The sequence below is a fragment of the Thermosynechococcus sp. QKsg1 genome (assembly GCF_031586415.1).
In the GTDB taxonomy this organism is placed as follows: domain Bacteria; phylum Cyanobacteriota; class Cyanobacteriia; order Thermosynechococcales; family Thermosynechococcaceae; genus Thermosynechococcus.
In genome coordinates, this window is sequence record NZ_CP134200.1 from 1818640 (window position 1) to 1840235 (window position 21596).

Annotated in this window: 18 protein-coding genes and 1 riboswitch; of the genes, 10 read left to right on the forward strand and 8 right to left on the reverse strand. The window is 49.2% G+C overall.

The genetic code is table 11. The features are described 5' to 3' along the window. The first annotated feature begins 17 nt into the window (after positions 1-17). The 3 genes from RHP47_RS08975 to fni all read left to right on the forward strand — a co-directional run bounded on the left by RHP47_RS08975 (position 18) and on the right by fni (position 3199). Entirely contained in the window at positions 18-908 is an 891-nt protein-coding gene (locus tag RHP47_RS08975; protein ID WP_190278046.1) for a cation diffusion facilitator family transporter, read from the forward strand. 56 nt (positions 909-964) lie between these two features. Further along, on the forward strand, positions 965-2101 hold the full coding sequence (locus tag RHP47_RS08980; RefSeq protein WP_149821783.1) for a geranylgeranyl reductase family protein: 1137 nt from the start codon (positions 965-967) through the stop codon (positions 2099-2101). A 69-nt stretch (positions 2102-2170) separates the two neighbouring features. Further along, the gene (gene fni, locus RHP47_RS08985; protein ID WP_226971936.1) at positions 2171-3199 is read left to right on the forward strand and encodes a type 2 isopentenyl-diphosphate Delta-isomerase; all 1029 of its coding nucleotides are present in this window, start codon (positions 2171-2173) and stop codon (positions 3197-3199) included. Here the strand turns inward: fni and RHP47_RS08990 are convergent. Beyond that, positions 3196-3906 (reverse strand): DUF2232 domain-containing protein, encoded by a 711-nt coding sequence (locus tag RHP47_RS08990; protein WP_149820125.1) that lies wholly within the window; start codon positions 3904-3906, stop codon positions 3196-3198. The two genes, fni and RHP47_RS08990, sit on opposite strands and share 4 nt — an antisense overlap. 140 nt (positions 3907-4046) lie before the next feature. Between RHP47_RS08990 and egtC the strand changes: the two genes are divergently transcribed. The 7 genes from egtC (at position 4047) to RHP47_RS09025 (ending at position 11549) form a co-directional block, all read left to right on the forward strand. Next, positions 4047-4829, forward strand: a complete 783-nt coding sequence (gene egtC / locus RHP47_RS08995; RefSeq protein WP_149820127.1) for an ergothioneine biosynthesis protein EgtC — start codon at positions 4047-4049, stop codon at positions 4827-4829. A 7-nt stretch (positions 4830-4836) separates the two neighbouring features. Then, positions 4837-5949, forward strand: a complete 1113-nt coding sequence (locus tag RHP47_RS09000) for an SUMF1/EgtB/PvdO family nonheme iron enzyme (protein ID WP_310840278.1) — start codon at positions 4837-4839, stop codon at positions 5947-5949. Positions 5950-6111: 162 nt separating this feature from the next. Then, positions 6112-6528 carry a hypothetical protein gene (locus tag RHP47_RS09005; RefSeq protein WP_149820131.1) on the forward strand — a complete coding sequence of 139 codons (417 nt, stop codon included), beginning with the start codon at positions 6112-6114 and terminating at the stop codon, positions 6526-6528. Positions 6529-6658: 130 nt separating this feature from the next. Beyond that, entirely contained in the window at positions 6659-8185 is a 1527-nt protein-coding gene (locus RHP47_RS09010; protein WP_310840279.1) for a peptide ligase PGM1-related protein, read from the forward strand. 35 nt (positions 8186-8220) lie between these two features. After that, positions 8221-8362: riboswitch (cobalamin riboswitch) on the forward strand. A gap of 32 nt (positions 8363-8394) precedes the next feature. Continuing rightward, the gene (locus tag RHP47_RS09015; RefSeq protein WP_310840281.1) at positions 8395-9417 is read left to right on the forward strand and encodes a sirohydrochlorin chelatase; all 1023 of its coding nucleotides are present in this window, start codon (positions 8395-8397) and stop codon (positions 9415-9417) included. 73 nt (positions 9418-9490) lie between these two features. Beyond that, complete coding sequence (locus tag RHP47_RS09020; protein ID WP_310840283.1) at positions 9491-11125, forward strand: 2-isopropylmalate synthase; 1635 nt, start codon at positions 9491-9493, stop codon at positions 11123-11125. Further along, positions 11106-11549 (forward strand): hypothetical protein, encoded by a 444-nt coding sequence (locus RHP47_RS09025; RefSeq protein ID WP_286625441.1) that lies wholly within the window; start codon positions 11106-11108, stop codon positions 11547-11549. Before RHP47_RS09020 ends, RHP47_RS09025 begins: the two co-directional genes overlap by 20 nt. 4 nt (positions 11550-11553) lie before the next feature. Here RHP47_RS09025 and RHP47_RS09030 read toward each other — a convergent pair whose 3' ends face one another. From RHP47_RS09030 to RHP47_RS09060, 7 genes are all read right to left on the reverse strand, one after another. Further along, positions 11554-13902: a hypothetical protein gene (locus RHP47_RS09030; protein WP_310840284.1), complete on the reverse strand. Its 2349-nt coding sequence runs from the start codon at positions 13900-13902 to the stop codon at positions 11554-11556. A gap of 17 nt (positions 13903-13919) precedes the next feature. Beyond that, entirely contained in the window at positions 13920-14936 is a 1017-nt protein-coding gene (locus RHP47_RS09035) for an NAD-dependent epimerase (RefSeq protein ID WP_286649562.1), read from the reverse strand. A gap of 27 nt (positions 14937-14963) precedes the next feature. After that, entirely contained in the window at positions 14964-16241 is a 1278-nt protein-coding gene (tviB, locus tag RHP47_RS09040) for a Vi polysaccharide biosynthesis UDP-N-acetylglucosamine C-6 dehydrogenase TviB (protein WP_190278335.1), read from the reverse strand. A gap of 69 nt (positions 16242-16310) precedes the next feature. Further along, a complete protein-coding gene (locus tag RHP47_RS09045) occupies positions 16311-17465 on the reverse strand; it encodes a glycosyltransferase family 4 protein (protein WP_310840286.1) in 1155 nt (384 codons plus the stop codon). A gap of 1 nt (position 17466) precedes the next feature. Then, entirely contained in the window at positions 17467-18471 is a 1005-nt protein-coding gene (locus RHP47_RS09050; protein ID WP_310840288.1) for an EpsG family protein, read from the reverse strand. Between the two features lie 71 nt (positions 18472-18542). Beyond that, positions 18543-20501, reverse strand: a complete 1959-nt coding sequence (asnB, locus tag RHP47_RS09055; RefSeq protein WP_310840289.1) for an asparagine synthase (glutamine-hydrolyzing) — start codon at positions 20499-20501, stop codon at positions 18543-18545. Positions 20502-20506: 5 nt separating this feature from the next. Then, positions 20507-21592: a glycosyltransferase family 4 protein gene (locus RHP47_RS09060; RefSeq protein ID WP_149820152.1), complete on the reverse strand. Its 1086-nt coding sequence runs from the start codon at positions 21590-21592 to the stop codon at positions 20507-20509. Positions 21593-21596: the final 4 nt, after the last annotated feature.

Consider the following 21596-nt stretch of genomic DNA (forward strand, 5'->3'; position numbering starts at 1 on the left):
TCAGTTAGGTGAGCACCGTGGCCGACCACCGCCGACAAGCCCAGCGGGTATTGTTCTTGGCGCTAGGGGTCAATGTTGCCCTGACGGCCATTAAAGCCATTGTTGGTGTTCTCAGTCACTCTCTGAGTTTACAGGCCGATGCCCTGCATAGCTTGACCGATGCCGGGAGTAGCATCTTGGGCTTAGTGGCCATGCAGTGGGCTAACCCCCATCCCGATCGCGACCATCCCTACGGTCACCAAAAGTTTGAAGCCCTCGGTGCATTGGGGATTGCCGCCTTTCTGGGCATGGTGTGCTTTGAGATTTTACAAAGTGCGGTTGAGCGCCTGCTGCATAAAAGCAGTGCCGTGACGATCACAGGGGCAGAACTGTGGATTGTGATCCTTGTCCTTGGCATGAATATCGGCCTTACTCTCTATGAACACCACATGGGGCGCAAGCTGAATAATTCCGTGCTCATTGCTGATGCCAAGCATACCCTGAGCGATGTCTGGACAACGATTATTGTTCTTTTGGGGCTGATTGGGGTGTGGACCTTCAACTGGGCCTGGTTGGATGTGGTGTTGGCATTTCCCGTCGCGGCCCTTGTGTTTTGGAGTGCGTGGGAAGTCCTCAAAAGCAACATTCCTTGGCTGGTGGATGAGATGGCGATCGCCCCCGAAGCCATCCATGAGCTAGTGATGACCGTGCCCGGTGTGGTTAATTGCCATGACATTAGCTCGCGGGGAATGGTGGGACGGCAAGTGTTTATTGAGATGCACTTAATTGTCGAGGCGGAAGATATTCCCACGGCCCATGACATTACCGAGCAAATTGAAGCCCTGCTGCAAGACCGCTATGGACCGGCTCGCATTGTCATCCACGTCGAACCCCCCGACTACGAATCCAGTCAGATCAGCTTCTCTTAGGTGATTTTTGTTATTTTTTGAGCATCTGTGCAAAGCAACTGAGGAGTGACCCTGTGGTGTACGACTGCATTGTTGTTGGTTCAGGCCCTGCGGGCGGTGCAGCTGCCTATCACTTGGCTAGGCGAGGCCGGCGGGTGTTGGTTCTGGAAAAGGAAGCTCTGCCCCGCTACAAGCCCTGTGGGGGAGGTGTGTCGCCCCAAGTGCAAGCTTGGTTTGACTTTGACTTTACTCCTGCTATCTCGCTGAAGCTGACGCAAATGGTCTGTACGTGGCAGGGTGGGGAAGCGCAAGTGCTAGAACTGCCCCCAGAGCAAGCGGTGTGGATGGTGCGCCGCGATGTCTTTGATAATTTTCTGATTCAACAGGCCCAGCAACAGGGGGCGCAGGTAGCGGCTCAAACTCCCGTTATAGGTCTAACTTGGGGGGGCGATCGCTGGCAGGTGCATACGCCCAAGGGGGATTTCACAGCGCAGTATTTGATTGGCTGTGATGGTGCCAAAGGTTCAATGGCCAAGTGGTTGGGCTTCCAACATCGTCAGCAGCGTATAGGAGCAGCCATTGAGGTTGAAGCAGCCATGCCCAATCATGCCCTGAGGGCAGCCCACTTTGACTTTGGTCGCGTTCACAATGGCTACATTTGGAACTTTCCTAAACGGGAGGGCTACTCGATTGGTGTGGGCACGTTTTCCCTAAAACGCAAGCAAAATCTGAGGGCGATCGGGGCAGCATATGCTGAAACCTTTGGCGTTGATTTCAGTCAAGTCAAGGTCTATGGCCACCCCCTCTACTGTTGGCAGCGGCACCAGCGCCTGCACACCCAAAATGCCCTCCTTGCCGGGGAAGCCGCCTGTATCGTTGATCCGTTTACTGCCGAAGGCATTCGTCCCTCACTGTTGACCGGAATGCTAGCTGCCCAAGCGATCGATCGCGCCCTCAATGGTGTTCCAGAGGCTCTCGCAGACTATTCCCGTCAAGTCCAACAGGCGTGGGGAGCAGATATGGTCTGGGCAAAACGTCTAGCGACTCTTTTTTATCGGATGCCCCACATGGCCTATGAAGTGGCTATCAAACGTCCCAGCGCCCTGCAACGGATGGGGCAAATTCTCTGCGGTCAGTTGCGTTACCGCGATGCAGCAGCCAATGGCCTGAAATTGTTGGCAGCGGGGTTGAGAGTGCCGACGGTTTTCCGTTAATGCCGATAGGGATGCTCCCTGAGCTGCCTTCTATAATGTTGGTGCAGCCTAACTTTAGGAACACGAGTGGTGAGCAGTCCCATTGAGCAGCGCAAGGCGGAGCACCTCGAGCTTTGTATTCAAGGTGATGTCAGTCATCAAGAAATCACCACCGGTTTCGAGAAGTATCGCTTTCGCCATTGTGCCCTGCCCGAACTGGACTTTGCCGAGATTGATCTGAGCGTCGAGTTTTTGGGCTGGCGACTCGCTGCCCCCCTGCTGATTTCCTCCATGACCGGTGGCACCCCCCAAGCGGGAGACATCAATCGCCGCTTAGCCCGGGTGGCGCAACAAAAGGGAATTGCCATGGGTGTCGGTTCCCAGCGAGTGCTGCTGGAGCATCCAGAGGTGGCGACCACGTTTGCCATTCGTCAAGAGGCACCCACTATCCCCCTCTTAGCCAATCTTGGCGCGGTGCAGTTGAACTATGGCTGTGGCGTCAATGAATGCCAAAAGATTATTGATCTCCTAGAGGCGAATGCCTTGATTTTGCACCTCAATCCCCTACAAGAGGCCGTCCAAACGGGGGGCGATCGCAACTTCAAGGGACTGTTGACGAAAATTGGTGTTCTCTGCCGTGCCCTACCGGTGCCTGTAATTGTGAAGGAAGTGGGCAATGGTATCAGTGCCGACGTGGCCAAGCAACTCGTGGAGGTGGGTGTAGCCGCTATTGACGTGGCGGGGGCAGGGGGAACCTCTTGGGCCAAGGTGGAAGCGGCGCGTGCTCAGGATGGGCGTCAGCAGTACCTCGGAGCAGCCTTTGCCGAATGGGGTATGCCTACGGCGCAGTGCTTGGAGCAAATTCATCCTGCCCTACCAGATACGCCCCTAATTGCCTCTGGCGGACTTCAAAATGGCATTGATGTGGCCAAGGCCCTTGCCCTCGGTGCTAGTCTTGCCGGTTTAGCGCGCCCCTTTTTGCAGGCCGCCCATCAATCAGAGGAGACACTTGCGCAACGCATTGATTTTATCCTTGAGGAATTGAAAACCGTGCTGTTTTGTACCGGCAGTGCCACCCCCCAAGCCCTCTATCAGCGCCGCTGTCTCGAAAGGATCTAGCGGGGGTCTTCAAGGATCGTGCGCAGCCACGGGGGCGGATCCGGAATCGGATTGCCCAATCGCTCCAACAGTGTCCATGCCAAAATATGCACCACTAAGGCATACACCGTGGACTGGAAAAAGACAAGTAGCAGTGCCACAACTTGGATCAGGGTCACCGTTGGCTCCAGCAGCAAATTCAGATTGACCAGTACCCAATCAATGAAATTCGTGACCTGCTGATTGAAGTAAATCCAGAGGTTTTCCCCGAGCAGAATGGACACAAGGCTAATCTGAAAGAAAAATCCTGCGGTGCCAATCACTGCGCCACTGAGGATGGAACGTCCCCAGCCTTCTTTTTTGGCCCAACAGCCGCCAAAAATGACCCCCATCATGCCGTGGGGCAAGAGAAATTGCAGACTGCGGGGTGGCCCCATCAACACAGAAAGGAGCAAGGCACTGACAATGGCCGCCATCCAAGCGGCGCGGCGGTTCCAGCGTAAATAAACGAGGGCGATGGGAATTGGAAAAAATAGGCGCAAGACTGGACCAATGGGCAAATAAAAGTTAATCACCCACAGCAGGGCAGCGGTACTGGCAAGGAAGGCTGTTTCTGTGATCACCAAGGTGCGCTGAATTTGCGATCGCCCCAAGGCTTGGGACTGCTCAGGGGGCACAATGGCTTCGACGTCGGGAAAATCATCCTCTAGGGAATCCGTTGGGTTCATTGATTGCAGATAACCTTTTTTCTCTACACTCTAGCAAGCTTTACTGCCAGCTCTCAAACTGGATATAGCGCCCTGAAAAATCCTTTGCTGAAAGTTAGAATCGGGGGTAAGGTATTCCTATCAAACTTACATGTTAATTTATGTGCCGTCTTTATGCCTATATGGGGCGCAAAACGTCCCTTGCCCATGCCTTGGTGGATGCTCCCCATTCCCTGTTGGTGCAAAGTTATCAACCCCGCGAAATGACGGCGGGACTCTTAAATGCCGATGGCTTTGGGGTGGGCTGGTATGCTGCCCGCCAAGATGTGCCCCCCTTTCTTTATCGGCAAACGATGCCCATGTGGCATGATATTAACTTTACTGAGCATTTAAGCCGCTACATTGAATCTGCCTGTTTTTTGGCCAATGTCCGCAGTGCCACACCGGGTCAACCCGTGCAAATGACGAATACGCAGCCCTTTCGCTGGGGACGCTGGCTGGGGGTGCACAATGGCTTTATCGAGAACTTTCGCCAAACCCTCTACCGCCCCATGCGCGATCGCCTGTCGGATATTTGTTACAACATTGTTGAAGGCTCTACAGACTCTGAGCACCTGTTTGCCCTCTTCTGCAATGAATTGGTGTTGAATCCGCAACTGTCACCGTTGATGGTACTGCGGCAAACACTGCAAATTGTTTTTTCCCTAGCGCAGGCAGCGCGTACCAGTGTTAGTGCCGCCATGATTCTGACTGATGGCGTCTATATTCTCGCCACCCGCTGTGCGCGGGGCACACCACCCCCCACCCTGTACTGGAGTCAGGATGCCGAGAAAATTCAGCTCACCTCAGAGCCGGTAGATCAGCAAACGGAGTGGTATCTTTTACCGGAAAATAAATTGCTGTTGATGAGTTTGCAGAGTGAACCAGAAATTTACGCCTTCTGAGATATCAGTGCCTTTTAATCCCTTGGATCGGGGAACTTTTTGGCAAGCCTTTCAGAACCAGCGGCAATTTACACGCCAACTTGTGGCTGAGTTGAGCGAGGCCGTCCTTTGTGCGCAGCCCCATCCCCTCTATAGCCCTGTGGGATGGCATTTGGGACACATTGGCTACACAGAAGCCTTTTGGCTGTTGCCAGAATCCTCAGGGGTGAGCGATCGCGATCGCTATTGGTATGCCGCCGATGGCCGCCCCAAGGCCGAACGACAGCATCTACCGCCGCGTGGCCAGCTACTTGACTACTTAGCAGAGATTCGCCAAAAGACGGGCGATCGCCTCTACAGCCTTAGCGACGAGCAGTGGCAACGGGAAGTCCGTCTCTGGTGGTGGATTTTACAGCATGAAGCCCAGCACACGGAAACGATGCAAATGGTGCTGGCGATGCAGGAGATTTTCACCACCTTGCCCCCTCTCCTATCGTCGCCTCAGTCTTGGCAACGGATTGCCGCTGGCAGTTATGTCATTGGCAGTGAAGACCTCTTAGCCCTTGATAACGAGCAGCCAGTCCAGAGTGTCGAACTACTTCCTTTTACGATTGATGCGGCACCGCTGACCTGGCGGGAATTTCTCACCTTTGTGGAAGCGGGTGGTTATCAGCGGCGGGAATGGTGGTCCAGCAGTGGTTGGGAATGGCGACAGGCAGAGGAAATTGCCTCACCGTTTTACCCGATTCCTGAGAACCTAGACTTACCCATGTGGGGACTTAGTTTCTACGAAGCGGAAGCCTATGGCCATTTCCAAGGCAAACGTCTCCCCAGTGAACGGGAATGGGAAATTGCTGCTCAGCAGGGACTCTTGAATCAGGGCTACGTTTGGGAGTGGACGCAAAGTCCCTTTGCCCCCTATCCGGGGTTCCAGAGCTATCCCTACCGGGGGTATTCTGCCCCCTACTTTGATGGCGAGCATTTTGTCCTCAAGGGCGGTAGTCACTGGACGCGCCCCATTCTCAAGCGACCCTCATTTCGCAATTGGTATAGCCGCACCACCCGTGAGGTGTTTGCTGGAGCGCGCTACGTTCACCAAGAAACAATCTCTACACCAAGGGACACTGATGCCCAAATTTGAACATGTTTAGCCTGCACTCTCCCCTCCGCGCGTCAGCAGGTGGTGTGAGCTTCATGTTTTGTGCTGCGGTTCTCATCCATCCTGTGATCGCCTTCACTGGGATTCTTCCTAGGCTCCGCCAAGATTGAATCATCACCCCTTCTCTGGAGCGTGAGCCACATCATGAAACGCTTATCTCTTTCCACCTTGCTACTGCTCACTGGGACACTCACTCAAACTAGCGGAGCTTTGGCTCTACCCACGGCAACGCTGCAAGGCCGTATTTTTTTTGGCGATCAAATGGGCAATGTTGCACCGGCTGCCTGCTCAGCGATTCGAGTTGTTGCTAAACCGCAAAATTTACCGCCCATCAAGGTATTTGCTACTGGTCCTGCCGCTGGTGCTCAGGATGGTCAATGTACCTTTAAGATGACTAATGTGCCAGCAGGTGTTCCCATTGAATTAAGCGCCGTTTACAGCGATTTGCTCTCCTATCCCGAAAAAACGTACCCCAGTCCTGCCGGCAAGTGGCAAAATCCCTTTGTTCTGCGCCCCGCTCAGGTGCATGTCAGGTACATTGAACTTGATGGCAAACCTTAGTTTGTTGGCTATTGAAGCTGAGCAAACGAAGCACCGTTCCTCAGTAAAGAAAGTTTGAACAAGATGACCCCCAAGCGATGAGTGCGACTCAAACTCCCTAAACTAGGGACAAGGGCATAGGGGCGTTTTGATGTCAATTGCTGAGGAATTCCGCCAACTGCAAACGCAACTCTTGGAGTGCTGGGACGGGACAGAAACGTTTATTCCTGAACTGCCCAAGGGTCCCGGCGGTATTGAGCGCGATATTGTGGTGGTGCCTTCCCTGAGCTTTCCCCAACCGGAGCTGGCCAAGATCACCGGCTACACCCACTACGAGGAGCGGCAACTCTATACGCTGATCCAGTTGCGGAATCCGCGTACCCGCATGATCTACGTGACGTCCCAGCCGCTGCACCCCAGCATTATTGACTATTATCTGGATTTACTCCCCGGCGTACCCAGTTCCCATGCCCGCGATCGCCTGCTGCTGCTGGCCACCTACGATCGCTCCGATAAACCCTTGACTGCGAAAATTTTAGAGCGGCCTCGCCTTTTGGAGCGTATTCGTCAAGCCCTGCGTCCCAACCAAGCCTACATGGTGTGTTTTAACTCCACCCCTTTGGAGCGGGAACTGGCGGTACGCTTAGGCATTCCCCTCTACTCGACGGATCCCGACCTCCTCTACTGGGGAACCAAGGCGGGCAGTCGGGAACTTTTTGCAGCTGCAGGCATTCCCCATCCGATGGGCAGCGGTTTTTTGCAGGGGGTACCGGAACTGGTGCGCGCGATCGCTCACCTCCAAGAGAAATCCCCTGAACTGCAACGGGTGGTGGTGAAACTCAATGAGGCTTTTTCCGGAGAAGGCAATGCTCTTCTTGATCTGCGCCCACTGCGCCCCCTTGGCAGCCCACACACCCCCGATCATCTACAACGGATTGAAAATAGCCTAGAGGAGATGGTCTTTCAGGCGCCTAATGAAACTTGGCTCTCCTATCGGCAGCGATTTATGGATCTGGGGGGGATTGTCGAAGCCTTTGTGGAAGGTGCTGTCAAGCGATCGCCCAGTGTCCAAGGCTGCATTACCCCCAAAGGCAGTGTTGAAATTGTCTCCACCCATGAGCAATTACTCAATGCCCCCACAGGTCAAATTTTCATTGGCTGTGAATTTCCTGCCCATGCCGATTATCGCCAACAACTCCAAGAATTGGGGCAAAAGGTAGGGACGTACTTAGCACAGCAGGGGGTGATCGGCTGTTTTGGTGTGGACGTTGTTGCCACCCAGACAACAGCAGGGTGGGAGCTTTACGCCATTGAAATTAACCTGCGCAAGGGTGGTACCACGCACCCCTTCATGACCCTAAAGTTTCTCACCGATGGTCACTATGAGCTAGCCTCTGGACTGTTTTACAGCAAGCACCGCCGTCCCAAGTATTACATTGCCTCCGATAACCTCTGCCAACCCCACTATCGCGGCCTCCTGCCCAATGATCTCTTAGATATGATTGCCCGCTACCATCTCCACTTTGATTCCAGCACCGAAACGGGCACTGTCTTTCACCTCATGGGGGCACTCTCGGAATTTGGTAAGCTGGGACTCGTCAGCATTGGCAACACCCCCGAAGAAGCTCAAGCCATCTACAACCAGACCATTGGCGTTCTCGATGCTGCGGCGCTATAAGTCCCTAATGTGCCCACCCCCCGCATAGACAGGGGTCTGAGAATCTCGTTACAATTGGCAACGTTCACTGTGAAGAGCAGCCTGTAGGGAAAATCCAGTGCAAGTCTGGTGCTGTGCCGCAGCTGTGATGGGGAACCCCCCTCAGCCAGAATGCCTACTTGCTGTGGTTCACTCTGTTTGCCTGCGTCGCACGGGCATGGAGTTTCAACGTGGTTGTTACGCTCAACGATTCCATTCTCAATCCCCTCGGTTTTAGCCTCGATTTACCCCCTCTCCCCCAATCTCGACCGCTTTTACTCGTCGGTCATGGGACGCGCGATCCGGAAGGTCGCCAAGCATTTTTGGACTTTGCCCAAGCCTATTATCAACTGGATCCCTGCCGGCCTGTTTTTCCCTGTTTTCTGGAGTTAACGGAACCCTCGATTTTTGATGTGCTCAGCCGGTGTGTTGCTGCAGGTCATACAGACTTGTCAGTGCTGCCAGTTTTACTCTTTGCTGCTCGCCACAATAAGTTTGATGTCACCAATGAGTTGGATTGGGCACGGCGGGCGTTTCCGCAATTGCGCTATCACTATGGCCGCCACTATGGCATTGCCCCCGAAATTTTAACCCTGTGGCGATCGCGCCTTGAACGCTTGGACTCACCAGAATTTAATCCCCAAGGCATTGGCCGCGAAGAAACCGTTCTCCTAGTGGTGGGACGCGGCTCCAGTGATCCCGATGCCAATGGCGATGTCTTTAAGCTAGCCCGCATGCTCTGGGAAGGCAGTGGCTACAAAACCGTTGAGGTCTGCTTTATTGGCATTACCCATCCCCGCCTACCCGAAGGATTTGGGCGGGCGAATCTTTACCAGCCCCGCCGCGTCATTGTCCTGCCCCACTTCATGTTTACAGGGGCATTAGTCAAGAAAATCTATACCCTTACCGCAGAAGCCCAAGCTGCCTATCCCAGTGTTGAATACGTGAACCTACCGGAAATTGGCCTGCATCCGCAACTATTTTATCTCACGCGGCAGCGGGAAATTGAAACCCATACGGGGCAGGTGGCCATGAACTGTGAAGCCTGCAAATTCCGCTTGGTGGCAGGCCATAGCCATCATCACCACCATCATCAGGATCATGAGCACCCCTCCCACAGCCATGATCACGGGGGGCATCACCCTCACCATGGATCAACCATGGACTTGGATCACTTGCCCAGTTATCACCAACGCATTTGGCAAGTTCCCTAGACATTGCTTCCCAGCGAAAATGTTAGAGTAGAAATAACTGCTACTCTTTCTCAAGCTTGAATGGGGCTTGTCTATGCGCATTAAATATCCTCCCCAGACCGTTGATCGGGTGTTGATTTTTGATACCACCCTGCGGGACGGTGAACAGTCGCCGGGTGCCTCGCTGAATGTGGATGAAAAACTCACGATCGCCCGTCAACTGGCCCGACTGGGGGTGGATATTATTGAGGCGGGTTTTCCCTTTGCCAGCCCCGGCGACTTTGAAGCCGTACAGCGGATTGCCGAAACCGTGGGCACCGAAACAGGGCCGGTGATCTGTGGCTTGGCTCGTGCCACCCGCCAAGATATTGAAGCCGCCGCAAAAGCCCTCAAGCCCGCCTACTATCCGCGGATTCACACCTTCATTGCCACATCGGATATCCACCTTGAGTACAAGCTCAGGAAAAGCCGCGCTGAGGTACTGGAAATTGCCCCCGAAATGGTGGCCTATGCCAAGTCCTTTGTGGATGATGTTGAGTTTTCCCCTGAGGATGCCGGACGTTCGGATCCTGAGTTTCTCTATCAAGTTTTGGAGCGGGTGATTGACGCCGGTGCAACAACAATTAACATTCCCGACACCGTGGGGTACACCACCCCCGCCGAGTTTGGCGCCCTGATCAAAGGCATCAAGGAAAACGTGCCGAATATTGATCGTGCCGTCATTTCAGTCCATGGTCACAACGACCTAGGCTTGGCCGTTGCCAACTTCCTTGAGGCTGTGAAAAATGGGGCACGGCAACTGGAGTGTACGGTTAACGGCATTGGGGAGCGCGCCGGCAATGCTGCCCTTGAGGAATTGGTGATGGCTCTCTATGTGCGGCGGCAGTATTTTAACCCCTTCCTTGGCCGTCCCCCTGAATCAGAAGCACCCCTGACCAATATCAACACCCGCGAAATTTACAAAACCTCCCGCTTGGTTTCAAATCTAACGGGCATGCTGATTCAGCCCAATAAGGCGATCGTCGGTGCCAACGCCTTTGCTCACCAATCAGGCATTCACCAAGATGGCGTCCTCAAGCACAAGCAAACCTATGAAATCATGGACGCTCAGCTCATTGGCTTAGCCGACAATCAAATTGTTTTGGGCAAACTCTCTGGTCGCAATGCCTTTGCCACCCGCCTGCGCGAGCTGGGCTTTGAACTCAGTGAAACGGAACTCAACAAGGCGTTTTTGCGCTTCAAGGATCTGGCCGACAAGAAAAAAGAAATCACTGACTGGGATCTAGAAGCTATTGTTAAAGACGAAACCCAAGCCATTGATGTTCAAGGCTACCAGCTGGAATTTGTGCAGGTCTCCTGTGGCGATCGCGCCCGCCCCACCGCCACCGTAACCATCCGTCTGCCCAGTGGTGAGGAGCTGACAGATGCCGCCATTGGCACAGGCCCTGTGGATGCCGTCTATCGTGCCATTAACCGCGTGGTGCAAATTCCCAATCGCCTCATTGAGTATTCCGTGCAGTCAGTGACTGCGGGAATTGATGCCATCGGCGAGGTGACCATTCGCCTGCAACACGGGGATCGCATTTACTCGGGCCATGCCGCCAATACGGATATTATTGTTGCTTCGGCTCATGCCTATATGAATGCCCTCAATCGTCTCTATCGCGGGCTCCAGCAACAACGCCTCCACCCCCAGACCGCTGAGGTTCATGGTGGAACCACTCCCTAAGCCCCTTGAGCGCCATGGCATCTACCCCTGCCCTATTTGCCGCCATGGCCAAATTGTCCCCATGGTGCTCATGGAAACCCATGCCTGTAACTTTTGCCGCCACATTTTTACCCTTGATCCTGAGCGCCAAACGGCTCGCCTTGAAGATGGGGCGATCGCTTTTCGCTGGCAGTGGACAGGTACAGGCTGGCGATCGCTCCACCGCCCCTCTTCTCAGGTCACCGTTGTTGCCCTTGTGTTAGCTATTTTGCTCATCATTTTACCGCCGACACTCATCGGGCTAGCCTATGCCCTGTTTCCGCCCCTAGAAGCAGGAGTTTGGCGCTGGTTTCCCCTGCTTTGGACAGGCCTCACCTTAGCTGCCCATGCCCTACTCTTTGGGCCTGTTTTAATGGCTATTTTGTCCCCCGAAAGGGAGATGTGAAACCTTAGATAGAGAGGGGTGCCACCGCTGACTCAGCAGCACTGTTCTGATAACCTCTGAAATCTCGGTGGTTGACAGCTACACCATTGACGACAATCCCAAGCAGCTTTTGCTGTAAGCTCAGATCGCAAGCCTGCAGGGCCTGAGCAAAGGCTTCCCGTCGCGTTTTCTTTAAGCGCACAACCAAGAGGGCCCGCTCCACCGCTGCCAGAACCCGATGCGCCTCCGCAGCAGCCAAAATCGGCGGCACATCCAGAATCACGCAGTCAAAGGTATCCTTAGCGCCCTCCAAGAAATCAAACCACCGCGCAGAACTCAGCAGTATCATCGGCTCTTGCTGAACCTGACCCGCCGTCAGTACCCAGAGTCTTTCCGCACGATTTGCTAAAAGACTGAACCAGTGGGGAAAAGGCATTTCCCCTTGCAACAACTCCCCTAGGCCTGCGACATTGGGAATGCCAAGTCCTTGATGAATGCTGGGCTGACGCAAATTGGCATCCACCAGTAAGACCCGTTTTCCCATCGCCGCTGCTGCAACCGCAAGGTAAATCGCAAGGGTCGTTTGTCCTTCTTTGCCCACTGTACCCGTTATTGCCAAAGAGCGGGGCAATCCCAACGACTCTAGCTGCGTCAACAGGAAGTAAAAACTTTCCCTAAAAGCAGGTGTGGCACTCGGCAAACGGTGCTGCAATCCCCAGAGCGTCAACGGTGTTTCTAGGCGACTAAAGGCCAATTGATCAAATGTCTTCGTCAGAGGAATCTCGCCAAGAATCGGTAAGGGGGTTTGTTGGCGAATTTGCTCCACTTCCAGAAAGCGATCATCCAACCAATCGAGGATTAGGGCCAAAAGCAGCCCAGACACTCCCCCCAGCATCAAAGCTATCACCAGTGCCCGTAATAAACGCTGGGTTACTTGATATTCTTCCTTGTTGTCAATATCTGAGAGGACTCGCCATGTGAAGTCCCGTTGCGCAATCTGCAGCTGGAGGGACTGTCGAGTTTGCAGTAATAACCTCAGAGCTTCCTGTGCTGCTGCAAAACGTTGTTCCATCTTGCGGTAAGGATTGGCAAGGCGTATTACTCGCGATATCTCTGCCTCAGTGGTCTGAATTTGGTTGCTTAATTCAGCATCCGCCCTCCGCAGCGCTTCAAGCTCAATTCTGGTCTCTATGTACTTCGCGATTAGAGACCCAGAAACGGCACTTTGATAACCAATCAGCGTTTCGGGTTGACGAACTTGATCCTGATTTCTAATCGTAATCTGTCGCGCTTGTTGTCTGGCCTGCTCTAGCAGTAGTCGCTTTTCTTCCTGTAGCACTTGCACTGTCGGTGAATTCTCAGGCAGTTTAGCCTGCTCCCCAGCCAGCCTAGTTTCTGTTTCTGTTAATTTTGTTAGCAACTCCTGATAGTTTTGAGAAGCAGCTAGATTGGCGGCAGCAAGTGCCTCAGCAGGAGACAACCTTAACTGTGCTTCGAGGGAGTTAAACGTTGCCTGAGCCGACTCCAGTTTTACTCTATTTTCATTTCTTGCAGAGATCAAATTATCCAAAAGGCTAAGATACGTTTCAAGATTGCTGCTGCCAGAGTTCACAGAGTTCAACTGGGAAGCAACTAAGTCAGGTCGTACTACCTGATTCTGAAAGCGAAATTGGTTAAGTTGATCCTCTAGATCGTCAATTTGACTCAGGGTCTTCTGAATTTCTTGGTTAACATAGCGCAGATTATCCGCTATTTGGTTCTCCTTTTCTTCTTCACTAAATCTTTTTAATTCTTCAACAAGAATTCCTAGGAGTGATTCTATCTTTTCTTTTTCTTTTGCAGAAAATTGGATTTCTATAATCTTTTGACCTGACTGATCTAGTAGGCTCTTACCTGAGGTTGCTTTCGCTGGCTGGATTTTTAAGGATCTAATAAAAGATTGATACGAATATTGTTTTGGATCTAGATCAGGATTTGCTACTAAAAATTTCTCATAAATTGGACGCAAAACAATGTCGCTATTGAGTACTTGAACCAAAGTTGCCACATCACCTTTTGTTTCACCTGACAAAAGGGGCAGGGATATTGGAGAAAGCTGACGGAGTGACTCTAAAGATGTTCCTGGCCGGGCGCTTGGGGATTGGATAGGTTCAACCTGCACCAACACAGAGTGTCGATAGCTTCTCAAAAAGAGGTAAGAGTATCCCAAAAAGCCAATTGAGACTAGTGCACCTGCCAATATGCCAACTGCTGAGCGCCGCTTCAGCCCGCGAAGTACTTGATCAATGGTCACCTTATCAATTGGCTGCGGTTGCCACAAACTTGGCCGAGCGGCTTCAGAGGGCAAAGACAGATGGTTATTTTCACTCGACATAGGGCAAACTCAACTCGTTAGGTACCATAGTACTCACGATACCAGTGGACAAATCGCTGTACACCTATCTCAACAGGAGTTGTGGGTTCGTAGCCTGTGTCTGCCCTAAGTTCGAGCACATCCGCGTAGGTATCGGGGACATCGCCCGGTTGCAGAGGCAGAAGATTTAACTGCGCTTTCTTCCCAAGATAGGTTTCTAAAAGTTCAATATACCGTAGGAGTTCGACGGGGCGGTGGGCACCAATGTTGTAAACACGCCAAGGTGCGAGACTAGTGGCCGGATCAGGATTTTCGCCACTCCATGAAGGGTTGGGTGTGGCAGGTCGATCCAGCACCCGTAGAATCCCCTCGACAATGTCATCAATGTAAGTAAAGTCGCGGCGATGCTTACCATAATTAAAGACAGGCAACGGTTCATTATTCAAAATGGCTTTCGTAAACTTAAAGAGTGCCATGTCGGGGCGCCCCCATGGGCCATAGACGGTAAAAAAGCGCAGTCCAGTAGTGGGCAGGTCATAGAGGTGGCTGTAGGTATGTGCCATCAGTTCATTGGCTTTCTTGGTGGCCGCATAGAGACTCAAGGGGTGATCAACATTATCGTGAACAGAAAAGGGTAGTTTTTTATTGGCACCATAGACGCTTGAGGTGCTGGCATAGACGAGATGCTCTACCTGATGGTAGCGACAGGCTTCCAAAATGTGGATAAAACCTACAATATTACTGTCAATATAGGCCAAGGGATTCTCAATCGAGTAGCGTACACCCGCTTGCGCTGCTAAGTGGATGACCCGTTGCGGGGCAAAGTCTGTAAAGAGTTGGTTCAACTCTGCGCGATCTACAAGGTCGATTTTTCTAAATACAAATTGCTCACTTGCCGTGAAGGGGTTGAGGCGTTCAAGGCGAGCTTTCTTGAGGTTGACATCGTAGTAGTTGTTGAGATTATCGAGACCAATCACGCGATCGCCCCGCTTAAGTAGTTCCAGTGCTACTGCATTGCCAATAAACCCAGCAACACCCGTCACCAAAATATCCATCTTGATTCCTCAAATGACAAAAAGTAGCTAAAGGCGGCCGTCCACATCTTCCTTCGATAATACCCACTTCACATCATAAAGAACTCCCGGTGTTTTCAAGAGAGCACGAATGCCAGTACTACCCATTTCATGAAACTGCTGGTGGGCAACAGCAATAATGATTCCGTCCCACTGATGAGATAACTCTTCAATAAGGGAAATTCCATATTCTCTCTTGGCCTGTTGGGGATCTACCCAAGGATCGTAAATATCAACCTCTAGGCCATAACTTTGCAGTTCTTTGATAATGTCAACGACACGTGTGTTGCGTAAATCGGGGCAATTTTCCTTAAAGGTTAGTCCCATAACAAGTACACGAGCATTAGGTAAGTCAATTCCCTTTTTGACGAGTAACTTCAGAAATTGCGCTGCTACATAAAAGCCCATGTTATCGTTGATACGGCGACCAGCCAGAATCAGTTCAGGGTGATAATTGCAAGCTGCTGCTTTGTAAGTTAGATAGTAGGGATCAACGCCAATACAGTGGCCACCGACCAATCCCGGACGAAAGGGCAAGAAATTCCATTTTGTGCTTGCAGCAGCTAACACTTCTTCTGTATCAATGCCCAATAGGTGAAAAATAATAGATAGCTCATTCACAAAAGCAATATTAATGTCTCGTTGAATATTTTCAATTACTTTTGCCGCTTCGGCCACTCTAATCGAGCTTGCCTTGTGTGTTCCCGCTGGAATAATTGATGCATATAGGCGATCAACTAAATCAGCAACTTCAGGTGTTGAACCAGAGGTAACTTTTTTAATTGTGGTTAAACGATGGTTATGATCCCCCGGATTTATTCGTTCAGGGCTATAACCAACAAAAAAATCTTGATTAAATTTTAGTTTGGATTCCTGCTCAAGGATGGGAACACAAACTTCTTCTGTTACACCCGGATAAACAGTAGATTCATAGATAACTATAGACTGAGGTGATAAAATCTGACCAACACTCTTGGAAGCTTTTCTTAAAGGTTCAAGATCTGGAACTTTGTAATAATCTATTGGAGTGGGGACAGAAATAATAAAAATATTACATTTTCTTAAATCTTCGAGATAGGTTGTGTACATTAGCAAGGAACACGCTTGCAAATCAGTGTCACTGACTTCTCCTGTTCTGTCATATCCCTGCTTAAGTTCAGCGATACGTTGGCTATTAACATCATAACCAATAGTATAGTACTTCTTGCCAAATTCAACGGCCAAAGGAAGACCAACATAACCTAAGCCAATCACAGCAATCTTAAAAGTATCAGAAAAATTAAGCATCATGCACTCACCTTCGCTAATTTCGGCATCTTTCACTTTTTTGAAAAGAGTTGCAATATCCTAATAAAACTAACATGAACTGAGCAATTTGAGGTATTGAGCATTAATCTTTTTGACATCAAATAAGTCCAAAGCCATTTGATAGCTATGATACCCCATTGAAGGAATCAAACTAGGTTGTTCAATAAATTTCCGCATTGCAGTTATCAAAGCATTCACATCCCGAGGCGGAATAAGGTAACCATTATAGCCGTCAATAACCGTTTCACGGCAGCCTGGCACGTCCGTAGTAATCACTGGTCGACCCATAGCCATTGCTTCTTGCGTACTGCGGGGAACACCCTCACGGTAGGAAGGTAAGACAAACACACTAGTACTGGGTAGATACTCTTTGATATTAACAAAGCCAAACCACTCAACTATACCAAGCTCTGTAAATTCCTTAATTTGTGCTTCAGATAAGCTCCCCGGATTGCTATCTAGTCCACCAATTAACCAAAATCGAACTTGAGGATACAGAGCTTTTAAGTATTTAGATGCCTCTAAAAACTCTAATACTCCTTTTTCAATAAGTAACCTTGCAACTAAAGTAAATGTTAATGGACGAGAAAAAGGCTCGCAATACGACCATTCTTGAAGATTAACGCCTGTCCCTTTAATGATTAAAGTTTTACAAGGATTTAGGCCACATGCTTGAGTAATTTCATGACAATCATCTTTATTTTGAAAGATAATTTTATCCGCAATAGGTAAGCATATCCTGTATAAAAAAATGAGAATACTCTTCAATTTTCTTGATTTTAATTGATGGTCAAGAGTAAATGCATAACCTAAGCCCGTGAATAATGCAGAGCGGAATTTTATACCAACAAATCTCGAGGCTAGTAATCCCCAAATAATTGGCTTCGAGCTAATAGCCAAGAGACTATCAGCATTAATTTTTTTTATTGTTTTAATAATAGAGAAGAGAGATTTAATTTCTTGACAAGGATTCGTGCCATTACGAACAAGGTAAAAATGATGACATCTGGCACCTATTTCACTTAGTTTTGAAATTTCTGCTTCTGTATAATCTGGAGCTAAACAATGAACCTCAGCACCTGTATGAATTAATTCTAAAATCAAATCTCTTCTGAAATTAATTAACATCTGAGCATTGTTGCAAAGCAATATCAATGACAACCCATCTAGCTTGGGTATTCCATAGTGATCTTTGATTGCCATCTTAAATAAAAGGATACATGCGATAGGGTAACCACGCGAAAGCATGATCAGCAAATTGCAGCCATACCCATAATACTAAAAAACTGTAACCAAGTACTAGAAGCATCCATCGATAAAATATTTCTCGGCTTTGAGTGAGAAAGAGGTAGGGCAGATTTCCTAGAACATAGATCTGAATAGGTATTAGGTACAGCGCAAGGCGATCGGCAGCAGTTGAAGAACCTGTTAGCAAGAGTGCAAAAGAAAAAATAACTAGCCAAGATAAAGCAAGATAAACTTTTGAAGAAGTTCTAAAGAAATTATGCCCTGTATAGTATTCGATTAAAAAAATAGTTGCAGGTAAGAGATTCATGGATAGTCGAATTAAAGCACCTGAAGATGACATCCCTGCTCCGATATAGTGAACTAAAAATTTATCGCTGATGCTAGTAATCGCAATTGCACCAGATAGAGCTATCAATAATAATGCTAACACAAGTAGAATATTAATTATTTTTCCTGTTTTTAGTACGTCAAATAAAAACATTAATATCGGCACTAATATTAGAAATATTGCTGTCTTATGAAACAGTAATGCCAAAATAAAAAACAGAATTGAATTTATTTTTTTATTGGATTCTAATGCCATTAACGCTAGTAGCTCTAAAGCGATCGCTCCTGCTTGGCGAGTATAGCCCATTGCTACAACAGTCGTTAAGTATGGGAAAGCAACTGTTAAACCCAAGTAAGGATTTTTCAGTTTTTGACAAAAAGCAAATAAACAGCTTGTGTAAATCACTGCAACACATAAGTTTACAAAATAAATTTCCTGATTAAGAGCAGCAGCAATCTTATTAATCCAGTGATAGGCAGGGTCACCAAGTAGAGCTTCAAAGCCTACCCATGGCTGATATCTAGAAGCTTCTAGTACATCTATATACTGAAACCAGTCTCCACCAACTTCAAATCTCAGACCAATAAAAGCGACATAAATACTAAAAAGAAATACCCAATACCACTTCGGCATTTCTATAACCGATGGTGTTAGCGTGAGTAAGAAAACAAAGAAATAGGGAAACATATGCTAGGGCTAGATATTCAGAAACAGCGCTCTAACCATGACTGAAACATTAATACTTCCCATAGTTGTCTTGCCCAGTTGCGTTTTCCTGTTTGATGCTCCTGCCAGTATTGCCAAACAAGGTCAGGGTGTAGGTAGCCCTCCTGCTGAAGACGGGTTGGGTTCAATAAAGTTGCTCCCCAATCTCGCAGTTCAGAACGCAACCACTGAGCTAGGGGAATACCAAACCCCATTTTAGGGCGTTCAATCAAAGGCGGCGGGACATAGCGATACAAAAGTTTACGGAGTACCTGCTTGCCCTGCTGCTGTCTGATTTTCATCTCAAGGGGGAGTGTCCAAGCAAACTCAACAATTCGATGATCTAGAAAAGGAATACGGGTCTCAAGACTCACTCCCATGGCGGCGCGATCGACCTTGACAAGAATGTCATCGGGGAGATAGGTCAGCAAATCAAGTGCCATCATATAGGATTCAAAAGGCAGTTGATGGCTCAGTTGGTCAAGCTTTTCTTGGATTAATAATGGTTCTTGACTATTAAGGACGAACTGAGAAGGTAAATCAATCAGTGATAGAAAAGAAAGATAGACTTCTTTGTCAGAGGTCATTTCACAGAGCTTAGCCAGCTTAGCGATTTTATCCCCTATGGTTGTATATCTTAAATTCTGAGGCAGAAAGATACTGAGTCCCCCAAAAAGCTGATCCCATTGTCTAGGGGATAGTTTTTTCAGCAAAGATGCAAGGGTGCGGCGCACTGGTTTCGGCAAGCGTTCTATTTTTCCCCAAATTGCAGGGGTCAAAAGGTACCGTACGTATCCGCCAAATAGTTCATCCCCTCCATCACCGGACAAAGCAACTGTCACCTCTTGGCGCGCAATCATTGACACAAGATGGGTAGGGATTTGAGAGGAATCAGCAAAGGGTTCGTCGTAAAGGTGGGTAAGTTTGGGAATGACATCCCGCGCCTCTTGACCTGTAAGGTAATATTCAGTGTGATCGGTACCCAAGTGTTGGGCAACTGCTTTAGCATATTGGGCTTCGTTATAGGCATCTTCATAGAAGCCAATGCTAAATGTTTTAACGGGCTGGGAAGAAAGGCTTTGCATTAAGGCTACAACGGTTGAAGAATCTACTCCCCCCGATAGAAAAGCCCCTAGGGGAACATCTGCCAACAGTTGCCCTTGCAAACTCTGCCGCAGGAGATACTCTAATTCAGTAGCGGCATCTGCTTCTGTCCCCTGAAAGGTGTGAGTCAGCCCTTTTTCAATAACGGTTTGCAGTGACCAGTAAGCTTGAGGTGTCCCTTGAATGTTGGGTCTGAGAGATTCAGCAGACCACTGGAGATAGGTACCTGCTGGTAACTTCCAGATATGTTCATAGATGCTGTAGGGAGCCGGAATCCAGCTATAGCGGAAATACAGCGCTAAGGCATCGCGATTAATCAAGTTAGCAAAGGCTGGGTAAGCCCGAATCGCTTTGAGTTCTGAGGCAAAAACCAAGGCTCCATTGACCCAACCGTAGTAGAGGGGCTTTTCACCTATGCGATCCCTAGCTAGGGTTAATGTACGAGTCTTGCGATCCCAAAGGGCAAGGGCAAACATGCCAACTAGCTTTTCTAGGGCTGTGGTCACGCCCCAATGGCTAAAAGCCGCCAGTAGCGTCTCGGTATCGGAATGTCCGCGCCAAGGGGGGGCTGCACCAAGGGCTGTTAACTCCTGACGCAGTTCAAGGTGGTTGTAAATTTCACCATTAAAGACGAGGACATAACGGCCACAAGCAGAAACCATCGGCTGATGTCCTGCGGGGGAAAGATCAAGAATTGCTAGACGACGGTGGCCTAGGGCGATACCTGCCGCCTCATCTATCCAGACTCCCTCATCATCAGGGCCGCGATGGGAAAGGGTGCCATTCATCTTGCGGATAGTTGCTGCCCAGTCACCTAAAAAGGCAGCGTTGAGAAAACCAACTAGGCCACACATAAGCCTTAGAGGACTCCTTGAGCTTTGGCTACTACAGACTCTAGCAGATGCGCCAATTTGGGTGCTGTCACTTGAAGAGCGTAGTGCTGCTCAACTCGGCGACGGCCTGCAAGACCCATCCTAGTGCGCAAGTCAGCATTTTGAATTAAGGTTTCAAGGGCAGTTGCCCATTCTTCATTTGTAGAAGCTAAAAAGCCATGGACACCATGCTGAACAATATCAAGATTGGCTCCGACAGGAGAAGCAACAACAGGTAACCCGCAAGCCATATACTGAATCAATTTGAGGCCACACTTACCGCGCTCCCAAGGCTCATCGGGAAGGGGCATAATGCCAATATCGCACTGGGCAATGTCTTGAGCTTCTGTTTCTTCTGACCATGGAACAGAGATAACTTCAGTTTTTGGCAAGTGAAGATTATGGGTACCGATCGCGATTAACTGAATTTTATAAATTTGAGATAAACGAGTCAGTACTGAAGCAATATGAAGTAAATACTTTTGGGTTTTGGGTGTACCAATCCAGACAATTTTGAGGCGAGACAGCTCTGCGTTAATTTTATTTTGAACAAAGGTATATTTAGAAAGATCAACAACAGTAGGTAAGACCTCAACCCATCTCGCACCTGTATTGCGGGCATACTCAGCAATATAGTTATTGCCAGCGGTCACTAAAGTCGCTGAATTCATGATGGAGGCAATCTTACTAGAGAGTAAGGATTTGATAATTTTGTTTTTGTGCTGGTCATATTGATGGAAAATAGCATCATCATAATCAACAACAATCGGGACGTTCGGAATGAAATAATTCTCGATAAAGAAAGGCATATAAGGAAATATTTCCTTTTCAAGAATAACTAAGTTGTAGTGATTAAGTCTCAATAGCTTAATTAAGCGGTTAAATATACCTTTTAGGGCGTGAATATATTTTCTATAATCTCCAGTATAAAGGTGGTGAAGATATTGCTGATTCAGTAAGGGCAGTATTTCACAATTAAACCCTCTTTCTTTTAAGTAATTAATGTATTGAAAGAAACGATAGCGGCTACTAGCACCATCGCGATCGTATCTAGTCAAAAACAAAACATTCATTATT

Coding starts and splice junctions, on each gene's coding strand:
- RHP47_RS09005 (WP_149820131.1), top strand. CDS start 6,112: ATGAAACGCTTATCTCTTTCCACCTTGCTACTGCTCACTGGGACACTC.
- RHP47_RS09030 (WP_310840284.1), bottom strand. CDS start 13,902: ATGTCGAGTGAAAATAACCATCTGTCTTTGCCCTCTGAAGCCGCTCGG.
- RHP47_RS09050 (WP_310840288.1), bottom strand. CDS start 18,471: ATGCCGAAGTGGTATTGGGTATTTCTTTTTAGTATTTATGTCGCTTTT.
- RHP47_RS09045 (WP_310840286.1), bottom strand. CDS start 17,465: ATGGCAATCAAAGATCACTATGGAATACCCAAGCTAGATGGGTTGTCA.
- asnB (WP_310840289.1), bottom strand. CDS start 20,501: ATGTGTGGCCTAGTTGGTTTTCTCAACGCTGCCTTTTTAGGTGACTGG.
- RHP47_RS08990 (WP_149820125.1), bottom strand. CDS start 3,906: ATGAACCCAACGGATTCCCTAGAGGATGATTTTCCCGACGTCGAAGCC.
- RHP47_RS09035 (WP_286649562.1), bottom strand. CDS start 14,936: ATGGATATTTTGGTGACGGGTGTTGCTGGGTTTATTGGCAATGCAGTA.
- RHP47_RS09025 (WP_286625441.1), top strand. CDS start 11,106: ATGGTGGAACCACTCCCTAAGCCCCTTGAGCGCCATGGCATCTACCCC.
- tviB (WP_190278335.1), bottom strand. CDS start 16,241: ATGCTTAATTTTTCTGATACTTTTAAGATTGCTGTGATTGGCTTAGGT.
- RHP47_RS09020 (WP_310840283.1), top strand. CDS start 9,491: ATGCGCATTAAATATCCTCCCCAGACCGTTGATCGGGTGTTGATTTTT.
- egtC (WP_149820127.1), top strand. CDS start 4,047: ATGTGCCGTCTTTATGCCTATATGGGGCGCAAAACGTCCCTTGCCCAT.
- RHP47_RS09060 (WP_149820152.1), bottom strand. CDS start 21,592: ATGAATGTTTTGTTTTTGACTAGATACGATCGCGATGGTGCTAGTAGC.
- RHP47_RS09010 (WP_310840279.1), top strand. CDS start 6,659: ATGTCAATTGCTGAGGAATTCCGCCAACTGCAAACGCAACTCTTGGAG.